The sequence below is a fragment of the Oceanobacillus kimchii X50 genome (genome assembly GCF_000340475.1).
GTDB lineage: Bacteria > Bacillota > Bacilli > Bacillales > Amphibacillaceae > Oceanobacillus > Oceanobacillus kimchii.
This window is the reverse complement of the sequence record NZ_CM001792.1, coordinates 1,438,426-1,451,756: the sequence shown is the minus strand read 5'-3', so window position 1 is coordinate 1,451,756 and position 13,331 is coordinate 1,438,426. Positions and strand designations below refer to the sequence as shown.

The 13,331-nt window shown below is 33.7% G+C and carries 16 protein-coding genes; 6 read left to right on the top strand and 10 right to left on the bottom strand.

Features of this window, described 5'->3' with window-relative positions:
• The first annotated feature begins 39 nt into the window (after positions 1–39).
• A complete protein-coding gene (locus C794_RS07695; RefSeq protein ID WP_017796554.1) occupies positions 40–984 on the top strand; it encodes a COX15/CtaA family protein in 945 nt (314 codons plus the stop codon).
• Between the two features lie 349 nt (positions 985–1,333).
• On the opposite strand, the gene pyc is transcribed toward C794_RS07695, so the two are convergent.
• The 3 genes from pyc to C794_RS07680 form a co-directional block, all read right to left on the bottom strand.
• Positions 1,334–4,777: a pyruvate carboxylase gene (gene pyc / locus C794_RS07690; RefSeq protein WP_017796553.1), complete on the bottom strand. Its 3,444-nt coding sequence runs from the start codon at positions 4,775–4,777 to the stop codon at positions 1,334–1,336.
• Positions 4,765–5,958 carry a putative lipid II flippase FtsW gene (gene ftsW, locus C794_RS07685; protein WP_017796552.1) on the bottom strand — a complete coding sequence of 398 codons (1,194 nt, stop codon included), beginning with the start codon at positions 5,956–5,958 and terminating at the stop codon, positions 4,765–4,767. Before ftsW ends, pyc begins: the two co-directional genes overlap by 13 nt.
• A gap of 186 nt (positions 5,959–6,144) precedes the next feature.
• Positions 6,145–6,426, bottom strand: a complete 282-nt coding sequence (locus tag C794_RS07680) for an Fpa/YlaN family protein (protein ID WP_017796551.1) — start codon at positions 6,424–6,426, stop codon at positions 6,145–6,147.
• Positions 6,427–6,592: 166 nt separating this feature from the next.
• On the opposite strand from C794_RS07680, the gene C794_RS07675 reads away from it, so the two are divergent.
• Positions 6,593–7,042, top strand: a complete 450-nt coding sequence (locus C794_RS07675) for a hypothetical protein (protein ID WP_017796550.1) — start codon at positions 6,593–6,595, stop codon at positions 7,040–7,042.
• 98 nt (positions 7,043–7,140) lie between these two features.
• Here C794_RS07675 and C794_RS07670 read toward each other — a convergent pair whose 3' ends face one another.
• The gene (locus C794_RS07670) at positions 7,141–7,431 is read right to left on the bottom strand and encodes a hypothetical protein (RefSeq protein WP_017796549.1); all 291 of its coding nucleotides are present in this window, start codon (positions 7,429–7,431) and stop codon (positions 7,141–7,143) included.
• A gap of 318 nt (positions 7,432–7,749) precedes the next feature.
• Between C794_RS07670 and C794_RS07665 the strand changes: the two genes are divergently transcribed.
• A complete protein-coding gene (locus C794_RS07665) occupies positions 7,750–7,953 on the top strand; it encodes a YlaI family protein (RefSeq protein ID WP_017796548.1) in 204 nt (67 codons plus the stop codon).
• An 81-nt stretch (positions 7,954–8,034) separates the two neighbouring features.
• Here the strand turns inward: C794_RS07665 and C794_RS07660 are convergent, their stop codons facing one another.
• Positions 8,035–8,322: a YlaH-like family protein gene (locus C794_RS07660; RefSeq protein ID WP_017796547.1), complete on the bottom strand. Its 288-nt coding sequence runs from the start codon at positions 8,320–8,322 to the stop codon at positions 8,035–8,037.
• 152 nt (positions 8,323–8,474) lie between these two features.
• Here C794_RS07660 and C794_RS20830 point away from each other — a divergent pair, with 152 nt between their 5' ends.
• A complete protein-coding gene (locus tag C794_RS20830) occupies positions 8,475–8,645 on the top strand; it encodes a DUF5325 family protein (protein WP_017796546.1) in 171 nt (56 codons plus the stop codon).
• 6 nt (positions 8,646–8,651) lie between these two features.
• Here C794_RS20830 and C794_RS07650 read toward each other — a convergent pair whose 3' ends face one another.
• Together C794_RS07650 and C794_RS07645 are read right to left on the bottom strand one after the other, a co-directional pair.
• Positions 8,652–9,458: an inositol monophosphatase family protein gene (locus C794_RS07650; protein ID WP_017796545.1), complete on the bottom strand. Its 807-nt coding sequence runs from the start codon at positions 9,456–9,458 to the stop codon at positions 8,652–8,654.
• A gap of 112 nt (positions 9,459–9,570) precedes the next feature.
• Positions 9,571–9,771 carry a hypothetical protein gene (locus tag C794_RS07645; RefSeq protein WP_017796544.1) on the bottom strand — a complete coding sequence of 67 codons (201 nt, stop codon included), beginning with the start codon at positions 9,769–9,771 and terminating at the stop codon, positions 9,571–9,573.
• Positions 9,772–10,009: 238 nt separating this feature from the next.
• Between C794_RS07645 and C794_RS07640 the strand changes: the two genes are divergently transcribed.
• Entirely contained in the window at positions 10,010–10,627 is a 618-nt protein-coding gene (locus tag C794_RS07640) for a YktB family protein (RefSeq protein ID WP_017796543.1), read from the top strand.
• A 269-nt stretch (positions 10,628–10,896) separates the two neighbouring features.
• Here the strand turns inward: C794_RS07640 and C794_RS07635 are convergent, their stop codons facing one another.
• From C794_RS07635 to C794_RS07625, 3 genes are all read right to left on the bottom strand, one after another.
• Positions 10,897–11,163 carry a UPF0223 family protein gene (locus C794_RS07635; RefSeq protein ID WP_017796542.1) on the bottom strand — a complete coding sequence of 89 codons (267 nt, stop codon included), beginning with the start codon at positions 11,161–11,163 and terminating at the stop codon, positions 10,897–10,899.
• Positions 11,164–11,497: 334 nt separating this feature from the next.
• Complete coding sequence (locus tag C794_RS20410; RefSeq protein ID WP_017796541.1) at positions 11,498–11,614, bottom strand: GapA-binding peptide SR1P; 117 nt, start codon at positions 11,612–11,614, stop codon at positions 11,498–11,500.
• Between the two features lie 141 nt (positions 11,615–11,755).
• The gene (locus C794_RS07625; protein WP_017796540.1) at positions 11,756–12,631 is read right to left on the bottom strand and encodes a polysaccharide deacetylase family protein; all 876 of its coding nucleotides are present in this window, start codon (positions 12,629–12,631) and stop codon (positions 11,756–11,758) included.
• Between the two features lie 327 nt (positions 12,632–12,958).
• Here C794_RS07625 and C794_RS07620 point away from each other — a divergent pair, with 327 nt between their 5' ends.
• The gene (locus C794_RS07620; RefSeq protein ID WP_017796539.1) at positions 12,959–13,321 is read left to right on the top strand and encodes a hypothetical protein; all 363 of its coding nucleotides are present in this window, start codon (positions 12,959–12,961) and stop codon (positions 13,319–13,321) included.
• Positions 13,322–13,331: the final 10 nt, after the last annotated feature.

Genomic DNA, 13,331 nt, shown 5'->3' with positions numbered 1-13,331 from the left:
ATGTTTATAGATAGACAAATATAAAGCGAGGCTACTTCTATGACAAAAAAATTAAAAATTCTATCCGTTATATCCACGATCTGTATGATTCCGCTGTTACTAGGTGGTGCTCTGGTAACCAAAACCGGCTCTGCTGATGGTTGTGGAAATAGTTGGCCACTATGCGAAGGGCAATTTCTACCGACTGAGATTTCATTTGAGATGTTTATAGAATTAAGTCATCGAGGAGTGACTGGAATTGTTGGGTTATTAATTGTTTATTTAACTTACCTAGTATGGAAAGAACTTCGTCATAATAATGAGGTCGTGTTTTTAGCATTTTCCGCTCTCTCTTTAATGATTCTTCAAGCCTTAATTGGTGCAGCAGCTGTAGTATGGGGACAATCAGACTTTGCCTTAGCCACTCATTTTGGAATATCATTAGTTTGTTTTGCAGCAGTCTTTTTATTAATGCTTCAGTTATTCGAAATAGATAAGAAATTACATACAGAAGATATACATATTAAGAAAAATCACAGAATTGAAATTTATGCAATCTCTATTTATACAATGTGTGTTGTGTACTCTGGAGCATTAGTAAGACATACAGATTCGAATTTAGCATGTCGTGACTGGCCACTGTGTGTCAATAATAGTTCATTCGGAATCTCTGATTACAACTTTTATCAATGGGTACAAATGGGGCACCGTCTAGCGGCTGGATTACTTTTCATATGGACCATCATCCTAACGGTACGTATGGTGAAACACTATAAAAATAGTAAAGTATTCTATTGGAGTTGGTGGATTACTTTAGGATTGATAACTTTACAAGTCCTATTCGGTGCACTAATTATCTTTACATCGCTTAACCTAATGGTGGCATTATTTCATGCATTATTTATTACTTGCTATTTCGGAATGTTATCATTTTTTATGCATCTTTCATTCCGAACAAAACGTAGGGAAAAAAAACAAATTAGTCGTACTAAAACATTCAAATAGCACCTGTTTTATATAAAAAGGTTGAAGTGAAAAACTGTTTCACTTCAACCTTTTTTTGAAGATAAGAAAATATAAAGATTTGGTATTACAATCTTTCATAGACAGAAACGGCTACGTCTAACTCTAGCGCCCAGAAACTAGGGCGATTTCACGAAATCGTCCAACGATAAAGAAGATTTTATGAGGCTTAGTCGCTCTTATACTCTAGAGTATAAGCTATCATCGGTTCGTCAATTCACCGTGATTCCTTTATCTTAGGCGGAAAAGGATGTCCGACCATGCTGGAACCACCCCTAAAAAAAGAGCGCAATCGCTACGTTCTAAACGAGCGCTTACGCTTTTCTTCCTATTATTCAAATTCTACTAATAAATCATTAACCGCAATCGTATCGCCGTTTGATACATAAATCTCTTTTATAACACCGTCAAATGGTGCTTGTACCGAAGTTTCCATTTTCATCGCTTCATTTGTCATTAAGTGCTGGCCTTTTACGACTTTATCACCTTTACTACAATTTACTTCTAAAACAGTACCAGGCATAGTTGCTCCTAAGTGATTTTTATTATTTTTATCCACTTGTGGTTTGACAGCAACCAAGGATTCAATACTCTCATCCTTTATAGTAATTTCTCTTGACTGACCGTTTAAATCGAAGTAAACCACCCGTGTACCATCCTCTTTTGGCTCTGATATAGACACCAATTTAACAATAAGCGTCTTCCCTTTTTCGATTTCAACTTCGATTACTTCTCCTAATTTCATACCGTAGAAGAAAGTTGGTGTATCAAGTACAGAAATATCACCATATGCTTCTGTAAATGCTTGATAATCCATAAACACTTTTGGATACAATGCATATGAAATTAAATCAAAGCTAGTAACCGGACGGTTTAACTTTTCATATAATTCATCTCTTATTACCTTAAAGTCTATTGGCTCTAATAGCTCACCAGGACGAACGGTTATCGGTTTTTTATCTTTTAAAATGATTTTTTGAAGTTTTTCTGGGAATCCTTGATAAGGCTGCCCAATGTAACCTTGAGCAAATTCTATTACTGAATCTGGAAAATCAATAGATTCACCTTTTTCATAGATATCTTCTTCTGTTAAATCATTTTGTACCATAAATAACGTCATATCACCGATAACTTTAGATGACGGAGTTACTTTGACTATATCACCAAACATATCATTTACCGTACGGAACATGGTTTTGACTTCGTTCCAACGATTACCTAGTCCAACCGCTTTTGCTTGTTGTTGAAGGTTACTATATTGTCCTCCAGGCATTTCATGATGATAAATCTCAGTATGAGGTGCCTTCATACCACTTTCAAACTCCTGGTAATAATCACGAATACCTTCCCAATAATGACCTATACGTTCATAGTTTTCCATATTAATATTTGGTTGGAATGGCGTTCCTTCTAATGCATGATAAAGCGATTGTGCACTAGGTTGTGAAGTCATACCTGCCATTGATCCTACAGCAACATCTACTGCATCTACACCAGCTTCAATAGCACGAGCATATGTGAATACACCATTTCCACTCGTATCATGGGTGTGTAAATGAATTGGTATATCAATCGTCTCTTTTAATTTATGAATCAATTGATAAGCGGCCTCAGGTTTTAATAAACCAGCCATATCCTTAATTCCTAAAATATGCGCACCTGCAGATTCTAATTCTTTTGCCATCATTTGATAGTAAGATACATCATACTTACTTCTACCCGTATCTAAAATATCACCTGTATAACAAATAGCCGCTTCAGCAATTTTATTAGAATTTCGTACCGCATCGATTGTCAATTTCATTCCTTCTACCCAGTTCAGACTATCAAATATGCGGAATACATCAATGCCCGCCTCACCGCTTTTCTTTACAAATTCTTCAATAAGATTATCTGGATAGTTTTTATATCCTACTGCATTACTTGCTCGTAATAACATTTGGAACAGAACGTTAGGCATTTCTTCACGTAATTTTAACAGTCTAGTCCAAGGATCTTCTTTAAGAAAACGATATGCTACATCGTACGTTGCTCCCCCCCACATTTCAACAGAGAAAAGATTTGGCAGTAATTTAGCGGTTGGTTCTGCAATATGAAGCAAATCATTCGTACGAACACGTGTAGCAAATAAGGATTGATGTGCATCTCTAAAGGTCGTGTCTGTTAACAATACTTCCTTTTGTTCCTTCATCCATTTAGCTACACCTTCTGGTCCATGCTCATCCAAGATTTGTTTTGTACCAGATGACGTTGAGTCAAGGTGCGTCGTTGTCGGAATATCTAGTGGTCTAAAATCAGGTTTCTCAATATTAGATATACCTTCCCCTCCGTTTAATGTAGTGTTTGCGATATACGTAAGCATTTTTGTTCCACGGTCTTTTCTTTTCGGGAATATAAATAACTCCGGTGTTTTATCAATAAAGGTTGTATCATATTCACCAGAAAGAAACTTTTGATGCACCATCACATTTTCTAAAAATGGAATATTCGTTTTTATTCCTCTAATACGGAATTCTTTTAAGTTTCTGACCATTTTTATTGCAGCTTGTTCAAATGTTAATGCCCATGTAGATACTTTTACTAATAAAGAATCATAGTGCGGAGAAATGATTGCACCTTGGTAGCCGTTACCTGCATCGAGTCGGACACCGAAACCACCACCAGTACGATATGCATTAATTTTTCCTGCATCTGGCATAAAATCATTTAATGGATCTTCTGTTGTTACCCTTGATTGAATCGCATACCCCTGTGTATTTATGTGTTCTTGCGTTGGAATCCCCACTGTTTCATCGTGTAATTGAGATCCATCAGCTATTTTAATTTGCGATTGTACAATATCAATGCCAGTAATCATCTCTGTAATAGTGTGTTCTACTTGTACACGTGGATTAACCTCGATAAAGAAGAACTCGTCATCTGTAACAAGAAATTCAACTGTACCAGCATTTAAGTAATCTACATTTTTCATCAAGTTTACAGCTGCCTGACAAATATCCTCCCGTAATTTATCTTTCAATGATAAACTCGGTGCTATTTCAATTAATTTTTGGTGACGACGTTGAACGGAACAGTCTCTTTCATATAAATGAATAATATTACCTGCGTTATCCCCTAAAATTTGGACTTCTATATGTTTGGGATTTTCGATTAATTTCTCTACATAAATTTCATCATTTCCAAAAGCGGCTTTAGCTTCTGATTTCGCACGATCATAAGCGCTCTCTAGTTCATTAGCATCTTTAACTACACGCATCCCTCGACCGCCACCGCCTAAGGAAGCTTTAATAATAATTGGGTAACCATGTTTCTGACAGAAGTCTCGAACTTCTTCTAAAGATTTTACTGGACCATCGCTACCAGGTATGATTGGTAAATTAGCCGCTACGGCTTGTTCTCTCGCTTTAACCTTATCACCAAACATACTTAAGTGTTCACTAGTTGGCCCAATAAAAGTAATTCCTTCTTCTTCACATCGTCTAGCAAACTGTATATTTTCAGAAAGAAACCCATACCCTGGATGAATTGCATCAACATTAACTTCTTTTGCAAGTTCTATAATACCTTCAATATCTAAGTATGCATCAATTGGTTTTTTCCCTTCACCTATTAAATAAGCTTCATCTGCCTTGAATCGATGAAAAGACGAAGAATCCTCTTTGGAATAAATAGCAACAGTGCGTATATTTAACTCCGTACATGCTCGGAAGACGCGAATTGCAATTTCACCTCGGTTTGCTACTAGTACTTTGTTAATCTTGTTTAACTTTGCCATCTTTTACCACCTCTGTACATATTAGTTGAGTTTTGATTATGCATTGCAGGCTTTGGTGCTAACTCTTCTCTGTCCTGCTCTTGTTGATTAACTTGTTTTGCAATATTATTAAGGATTCCCATCGATATTAACATGATTAACATTGATGATCCTCCATAACTCACAAATGGTAATGGCACACCTGTAATCGGTAAAATGCCACTAATAGCTCCTAAATTAATAAATGTTTGAATTCCAACCATTGATGATATCCCAATAGCTAGTAATGAGCCAAAGCTGTCTTTACACTTTTTCGCTATATACAAACCTCGTATAACAATTGTCGCAAGTAACCCAATCACAATTACAACACCTAAAAACCCTAATTCTTCAGCAATGACTGCCATGATAAAATCGGTATGTGCTTCATCTAGGAATCCAAGTTTTTGAACACTTTGTCCAAGCCCTTCCCCTGTCAGACCACCAACTCCAATTGCTACGTAGGATTGAATAAGTTGGTATCCATTTAAATCAGGTGATTCAAACGGCTGATAAGCTCCTGTAAAACGTGATAATCTTTCTTCTGTAACCATATTAGGAGCTGCAAGTATAACTAAACTAATACCAATTAAAACGAGTATAGTTAAATGTTTCCACTTTATACCAGATGCAAATATCACGGAACAAGCCATTAAAAATATAATTGCAGCTGTTCCGATATCAGGTTGCAAAACAATTAATCCTAATAAAATAATGGTAAGTATAAGCGGAGGAAGTACTCCTTTTTTAAATTCATTTAAGTAGGATTGTTTTTTTGAATAAATAGCTGCCAAATATATTATTAACCCTAACTTGGCAAATTCAGCCGGTTGCATACTTAAAGGGCCGATGGAAAACCAAGACCTTGCATTGTTTGCAGCACTTCCAAAAATCAATACACTAATTAATAACACTATACACGATAAAATAATTATCTTCATCAATCGTTGATAGATTTGATATGGTAAAAAACAACAGGATACAAACGCGATAGACGATATAGCGAAAAATATTAACTGTCTTATGAGATAATGGTTACTTGCCATCCCATCTACAACAGCCACCACCATGCTTGCGCTATATACCATAACCATACCAAACCCTGTTAATAGCAAAGGTGTAATCATAAGTGTGTAATCATAATCTTTTATTTTATCTAGCATCATTGCTTCTCCCTACAATAGATTAAGAGATTAATATTAGTATAACACTTTTGTTAATTAGTGTGTTATATTTAATTCTCTTTTTTATCTTTTTTATAGATACCCAAATATGTAAACAAAAAAACCTTGCCGTTTATGCTGGCAAAGTTTTTGCTTTTGTACGCTACGCCAATACATGAACCTCGCTCACAATGTATTTTGTGAAGCCTCATGTAGAATGTTGAGCTTCTTCTCCAAGTTTTCAAGTAACGCCTTTCCCTCTACTTCACTGATTAATTCAAGACGCACTGCAAAGTCAATTTCACGTGATAAGCCATACATTTGCGTATCAAGTACATCCTCATAAACAGGACATTGTGGCATGGTTAAGTTTTCTATCTGAACTTCAATAAGTCGTAAAATTTTATCAGCATCAGCCTTAAGAAGGGCGTGGGCTTTTTCACGATGGTCTATCATTACATCAGGCATCAATTTAAATCCCCTCCACAAAAAAGACTTTCTTTATATTATATTATCGCTAGCAACCAAAAAATGCAAATAAAAGTAAAAAAAACTTACAATTCAAATAGATGAAAATGAAAGCGATGTCTGCTATTCTTAAATAGTAATACCTAGATAGGGGGATATATTTAATATGATAGTCTTGATAAAAGGGAATGTTCAATACCCAATAACATTGGATCCAACAGTATGGATATTTGATGATCGTAAAATTAAATTAGAAGAAGCTTTTGAATCAAAAGCAGATAAACAAGATGACTATACTGGCTTTCAAAAACCTCCAGTAAACAGGAGTATATCTAAAATGGAGGGTGAAGAATTTTTAAAAAACAGTTATGTAATGCCTTTAAAAGATTTTATCAATAACGCAGAACCTAACCATGAAGCGGCAACAGCTAAATTAATTACTGGAATTGAAGATTCTTTTGAAACTATTACTTATAAAAATCTAATTAATGGTTACTTTTTATTTTCTAAAAATGGTAAACCATTAAAAGAAGATGGTCCCGTTCACTTCTATTATGGAGATGGTTCCAATCAAGATAACCCTGTAAAATATATAAAAGAAATAGTAATTGATTAAGTATAAATAATTGAAGAGGTTGGGGATTTAATAAAAGATTCTTCTCGAGAGGCGGATTATCTCTTGATTCAATACAAGTGCCCCAACCTCTTCTTTTTTTATTGTATATTTTGTTGGTGGTTCGAGGTATTTTCTTTTTTCTTTTCATTATAATATTGTACTCCAAATTGAGAACCCTCAGATACCATTTTTGAATTTTCTAATTGATCTAATTCTTGTTCAGATGATTGATCAGGTACACCAGCATTTTCAAATACACGATTCACTTTTTTCGCGGAATTTTTCGCTATTTTTTTAAGTTTATGACGGTTATTGCTATCGACTAAATAGTAGCTAGCAATTCCAGCTCCAACTGCACCAACAGCTGATAGAACATAACGTTTCTTCATGAAATCATCCTTTCATTAATGTTACGTGTTTTTCATGTAACTTAATTAACTTACTTCCCCTTATTTCTTGTGATTAAACATATAGTAAAAATTCATGTACTACAAGTACATTCCCTAAAGGTTCATTAACAGAGGCTAACCTTTACAGTTAGTTTATCCTCCGCTTACCTTATTTGACAAGCCTCATAGACGCATCGAGAGTGGAGTACTTCTGTTGCATGCGTGATAAAAATGTAGTTTACTTTTCATCAAATAGTTGTATGTTATACTATTATTTATATTGAACTAATATAAATTTTCCCAAATAGAGGTGAAAATATGCAGGTAAAGTGCACCATTTGTGACAAAGTTGAAGAAATAGAACATTATTCCTTACAAGCAAAACGACTTCGAAATCGAAGAAAAAATATGCACCTTTGTGAGCCTTGCTATGATCGTATTGAAAAAAACACAAAGAAACGCTTATCTACAGGTAAGTTTAAATTATATAAAGAAACTAAAAAAGTAGATGATTTTTTATGAGTGTTTCAATAAATTATTATATATAAAAAGCTATCAAGATAATTGGTTACTGACTGCAATTATCTTGATAGCTTTTTTTGATTAATCTTTTCTTTCATTATGTAATCGAAGACGGTATATACCTAATACCACTATAATAACTATCAAACACTCTACTGTAGGCATTCGCATAACCGTAGAGAAAATAGTTAATACAAAAACTCCAATCATTAATAATATGTATACAATTATATTCTTTGCAATTGGTAACTTTTTTGCAAACCCTAATTTGTACGCTATAGCTGATAAAAATAGATTGATTACATAAAAAATCCAAAAGATATTTTCTACCCCAAACGTATCAAGGATAAATTCATGCACATAACTCATACTCTTCCCCACCCTCTTCCTGACACTATATTTATCATACTAAATCTAAATCATGGATACCACTGAAATATATATTTTTTTATGTCTGATTTTTGAAGTATTATCCAATTTTCGATATACTATTCTAGGGAGATAAAGAAGGGGTTGTCAACATGAAAAATATAAACTTACCAATGTTATTACTTGCGTTCTTAGTTGTCTTAATGTTTATTTTAGTCGGTTTATCAATTGCTTTTCGAAATATATGGTTCATTCTATTATTTATACTTATTGGCTTCGGCATCTTCGGCATCGTCATGGCAAGAAAAAAAGGGAAACAGTGATTTTTATCACTTTCTCCCTTTTTTAATTATCTCTAAAATTGTTTTATGCAGGGCTGCATTGCTTGCCACGATAGATGATTTATTTAATGGATCCCATTTATTTCCGTCAACATCACTAACAACACCACCTACTTCTTGCAACAAGATAATTCCAGCCGCAACATCCCAAGGTGATAACCTCATTGATAAATATCCATCCAGCGTTCCTTCAGCTATAAATGCTAATTCTAATGCAGCTGAACCGTAAGTTCTTGCTCCACGAATTGTTCGAATAAAATCTTGCATTACTCGATAATCAACAAGACGGTTTTCACATAACCAAAAATAATTCATACCTATAATAGATTCACTTAATTGCTTATCCTTTGATAGATTGGCTAGTTGTTGGTTATCTCTAAAAGCTCCTTCTCCCCTTTTCACATGATACAATGTATCATTCATCACATCATAAATCAGTCCAATTTCACCAACACCATTATGTAAAATACCAACTGATATTGCAAAGAATTTTTTTTGATGAACAAAATTCATTGTTCCATCAATTGGATCAATTACCCAGATCGTTCCATCCAATTCTTTTGGTTGATCACCGTAACCTTCTTCACCAATTATTTGATGATCAGGATATTTATCCTTAATCTTTTCTACAAAATATTTTTCTGTTTGTTTATCCAAAATTGTAACTAAATCATTCGCGTCTGATTTTGTTTCGATATTAAGTGGGTTATTCATCTGCTCTTTTATTATCTTTCCCGCTTCATACACCCATGCTTTAGCATTTTGGTATATTGTATCTCTGTGACGTAAGTCCATATAATCCCTCCAAACAGTGCTTAAACATATTGTATCAAAGTATACCTTTCATGAACATAATGACCCTAATACGCATTAAAAATTTATTCTCAATTCATACTAGGGTCCTCTTTTAGATAACATTTCCTTGTTCAATATCTAACCATTGCTTTCTCAACTGTTTTAAACGTTCCTTTGTTTTTATAATAAGTACCGTATCATTCTCTTGTAGTGCTTCAAACAAAGTAGCTAATTCATAATCTATTTCCAATCGAATGACAGGTAATTTTTCCTCGGCCTCTTTTCTTCGCAGAGCATCCATAACGTACTTCATTCCCTCACTCCTAGCTAACGGCATATCATTTAAATACGCCTGTCACTTATTTGTTTTATTTTATGAGTATAGCGATTATTTGTTCTTCATAATAACAAAAATAATGAAAATATTTAGGTTTCTATTCCCTGTAATAACCGCCATCAAACCTAATAAAACTACTTTACTTGACTTATTCTTCTATTTACTTAATAATAATTATTATAATCTAGACGTATGAAAGGATGAATGTTTACTAATGAACGGCTTTACTAATAAAGACTTTGAAACCTTTAATATTAACGGTCTTGACGAACGTATGGAAGCAATTCAAACAAGGATACAACCAAAGTTTCAACAAATCGGAGAATCGCTTGCTGAAGACTTATCAAAAAAAACGAATAATGATCTGTTCTTACATATTGCAAAGCATGCACGTCGTACAGTAAATCCACCAAATGATACTTGGCTTGCAATAGCTGATAATAAGCGTGGATACAAAAAACACCCTCATTTTCAATTAGGTGTATTTGATGATCATGTATTTATTTGGTTAGCATTTATATATGAATTACCGAACAAATCTAAAATAGCTAGTGCTTTAATTGATCATTTTAATGAAATAAAGGAACTTCCGTCAACTTTTGTCGTTTCCCTCGATCACACAAAAAAAGAAGCTATACCGTTAACTGATTTAAACAAAAGTCACCTCGAGCGATTTCGAGATGTAAAAAAGGCAGAGTTTCTAGTTGGCAAACACATTAAAAAAGGAGATCCTATCCTTGCCAACGGAGAAGAACTATATCAAATGACCTTGGATGTATTCGATCATCTATTACCATTATATCAATTAGCAATAGATTCTAGAGATGCATAAAAGAAAATAAGTAAAATGAGATTGGGTACAATAGTGTTTTTGATAACCACTTCAAAATTATATTACATTAAAAAAATGGCTGGTGAACCTCCAAGTAGCTCAAGCTCCTTGAGCGGCTCACCTATGCCTTTTCCCTCAGTCATCCATATATTGCAAAAAACAGTTATACACTCACAGAGAAAAGTCTGATTATACTGATGTTACATATATTACTCTTCAACTAAGTATCGTTCGGCCATTCTGCAAATCATTTTTGTCGACTCCTACTATTACATACGTATACTGGATCCATTTGTTTCTCTCGCTTGCTTAACCACGTGGTAGCTTGAATACCCTGATGCCTCTTGAAATTGAGAGAATAATTTTTTCTCCTCACTTTTAGAAGGTACTATTTGTTTAAATCTTCTGTACAAAGCTAATACTTCTTCTCGATCCACTTGTTTTTCATATGCTTTTTCAATTAAAGAAAAAAAGTTTACTACATCAATAATTTCTTCCGTTGACCATGTTTCGTCCATTGGGTATTGATAACTCATTTCTTAACACCTCTTTATTAAAGCAATATAAATTATCCTATCATGAAAAACCAGCAGACGCTAATTCTTTCTTGAATAACCTACACAAAAAAAGGCTGGACAAAAGCATTTAATCAAAAGATAAATCCGAATGATTTGCTTTTGAAAACCCACTTCAGAAATATACTCCGCTTTCCGTGGGTAGCTGATAACCTCCGGTTGCTACGCAATCCAGGGTCTCACCTAGGCCTTATTCCCACAGGAGTCTCCGTATATTTCTTACGCTGATCTAGTTACCATCCGTATTTTGATCAAATCTTTTTGTTATGTCCCAGCCACTTTGCATAAATATATATTATTTCTGTTGTTTTTTTGAAGAACAGGTTGGACAAGTACTATACAAGGTCGTTACCTTCTCCCCTTCAAAGTGTTCGATAACATGTTGACAATCCTGGCATATTATTGTACCCATGAAGTCATCTCCTTTTACAGTTTATGTCGTCCTATCCACATTATATTATGACATAATTAATCTGTCAATATAAATTAGTATGACACAATAAAACAAAAAAGAGTTAATTGGTTATCTGAACCTATTAACTCTCATCATATATTATGAAGTTTCTATTAAATGTGGATCCACTATTTCATATCCTTGATTTTGTAACCCTTCCACTATATCCTTCAATGCCTTATTCGTCCAATCACGATCATGCATTAGCAAATTTGCTCCAGGTTTTAGTAACGAATAATCCACGCCTGCCTCAGGTCCTTTACCGGTTATCATCGCTTCAGTTAATGCTTTAGGTTCCGTATAAGCGTCAAAATAATCATAACCATACGTCCAATTCATTATAGCCATATTCTCTTCTTTGGCAACATTCTTTGAATGGTCTGAATTCATACCATGTGGAGCTCTAAAGAATTTTGGACGTTCTCCAATTATCTCTTCTACACGATTATTTACAGAAACAATCTCCTCAGTTTGTTCCTCTTTTGTTAGCTCTGGAAGCACTGGGTGAGTATTTGTATGATTTCCAATTAAAAATCCCATGTCATGAATTTCTTTTAGTTTTTCTGCACCCTCATCATCATTGATAAAATGCCCATTCACAAAAAAAATAGCTCCTACTCCTAAGTCTTTTAAAGTGTGTGCCATCTCTACCGCATTTGCATCAGGAACATCATCAATCGTGAGAAGGACTATATTTTCATTTGCATTATCCAGTGGTAACACTGTTGCGGTTTCTTCAGATATGTAATATTCCGGTTCTTGCTCCTCTAATTCTTCTTCTTTCTCTTCTTCCGTTTGATCCTTATCATTATTCTCAGGTTGTTCCTTGTCTTGTGCATTGGCACTTTCATTCGTTTCATTTTCTTCACTAGGTTTTTCTTTTCCGACAGAATCCGAATCATTACTACATGCTATCAATACCATACAAAAAAACAATGTCATGTATAGATAAGTATTAAAGCGTGATACTTTCATTATGTAGTACCTCCAAGATGAATTTTAATAGATTACTAGTTTCATTATAGGATAATACATTGTTCTCATCAATCACGTAATACTAATATGTGTAATGAATTAAAAAAGTTAAACTAATTGGATTTTACTTTTACCTATAATGACTGACTATAATAATCTACAATTTTTTTCTAAGATATTTGACATTATGTTTACAAATTAACAATAAATTGTCGTATTATGTTGTAGCGGTATCATTTATTTTACTTTTTATTAACAGTGACTTTTTACTTATATTTCTTTGATAAACTCATAATTAGGTAAAATTTATGAGAGGCGTGAATAAGCATGAAAAAATATTTTATATTTATTTTCTTCATTATAATTATTACATTGCTTACGGCTTGTCAAAAAGAATCCAATCCATATGATGTCATTTCTATCGATTTAACAAATCATGAGGTTCTTTATATACAATCCAAAAAAAATCCTGATATATATTTAGATGCTATCTTTGAATTAAGAGAAAAACATCCTTACGCTTTTTCAGCTGAAAAATTAACGAAGAATAATAATTTAAACCAATACAACATAGAACATGAAAGTACAGAAAGCAGCATGTATATACTTGAAGACGGTAAAATTAAAAATGAGTTAAACGGAGATATTACGAAAGAAGAGATAGTTCAAGAAATTGAAACGTTACTTTAAATTAAGAAAA

Bases quoted from the DNA above. Each gene is read 5' to 3' on its own strand.
- C794_RS07695 (WP_017796554.1), top strand. From the start codon at position 40: ATGACAAAAAAATTAAAAATTCTATCCGTTATATCCACGATCTGTATG.
- pyc (WP_017796553.1), bottom strand. From the start codon at position 4,777: ATGGCAAAGTTAAACAAGATTAACAAAGTACTAGTAGCAAACCGAGGT.
- ftsW (WP_017796552.1), bottom strand. From the start codon at position 5,958: ATGCTAGATAAAATAAAAGATTATGATTACACACTTATGATTACACCT.
- C794_RS07680 (WP_017796551.1), bottom strand. From the start codon at position 6,426: ATGCCTGATGTAATGATAGACCATCGTGAAAAAGCCCACGCCCTTCTT.
- C794_RS07675 (WP_017796550.1), top strand. From the start codon at position 6,593: ATGATAGTCTTGATAAAAGGGAATGTTCAATACCCAATAACATTGGAT.
- C794_RS07670 (WP_017796549.1), bottom strand. From the start codon at position 7,431: ATGAAGAAACGTTATGTTCTATCAGCTGTTGGTGCAGTTGGAGCTGGA.
- C794_RS07665 (WP_017796548.1), top strand. From the start codon at position 7,750: ATGCAGGTAAAGTGCACCATTTGTGACAAAGTTGAAGAAATAGAACAT.
- C794_RS07660 (WP_017796547.1), bottom strand. From the start codon at position 8,322: ATGAGTTATGTGCATGAATTTATCCTTGATACGTTTGGGGTAGAAAAT.
- C794_RS20830 (WP_017796546.1), top strand. From the start codon at position 8,475: ATGAAAAATATAAACTTACCAATGTTATTACTTGCGTTCTTAGTTGTC.
- C794_RS07650 (WP_017796545.1), bottom strand. From the start codon at position 9,458: ATGGACTTACGTCACAGAGATACAATATACCAAAATGCTAAAGCATGG.
- C794_RS07645 (WP_017796544.1), bottom strand. From the start codon at position 9,771: ATGAAGTACGTTATGGATGCTCTGCGAAGAAAAGAGGCCGAGGAAAAA.
- C794_RS07640 (WP_017796543.1), top strand. From the start codon at position 10,010: ATGAACGGCTTTACTAATAAAGACTTTGAAACCTTTAATATTAACGGT.
- C794_RS07635 (WP_017796542.1), bottom strand. From the start codon at position 11,163: ATGAGTTATCAATACCCAATGGACGAAACATGGTCAACGGAAGAAATT.
- C794_RS20410 (WP_017796541.1), bottom strand. From the start codon at position 11,614: ATGGGTACAATAATATGCCAGGATTGTCAACATGTTATCGAACACTTT.
- C794_RS07625 (WP_017796540.1), bottom strand. From the start codon at position 12,631: ATGAAAGTATCACGCTTTAATACTTATCTATACATGACATTGTTTTTT.
- C794_RS07620 (WP_017796539.1), top strand. From the start codon at position 12,959: ATGAAAAAATATTTTATATTTATTTTCTTCATTATAATTATTACATTG.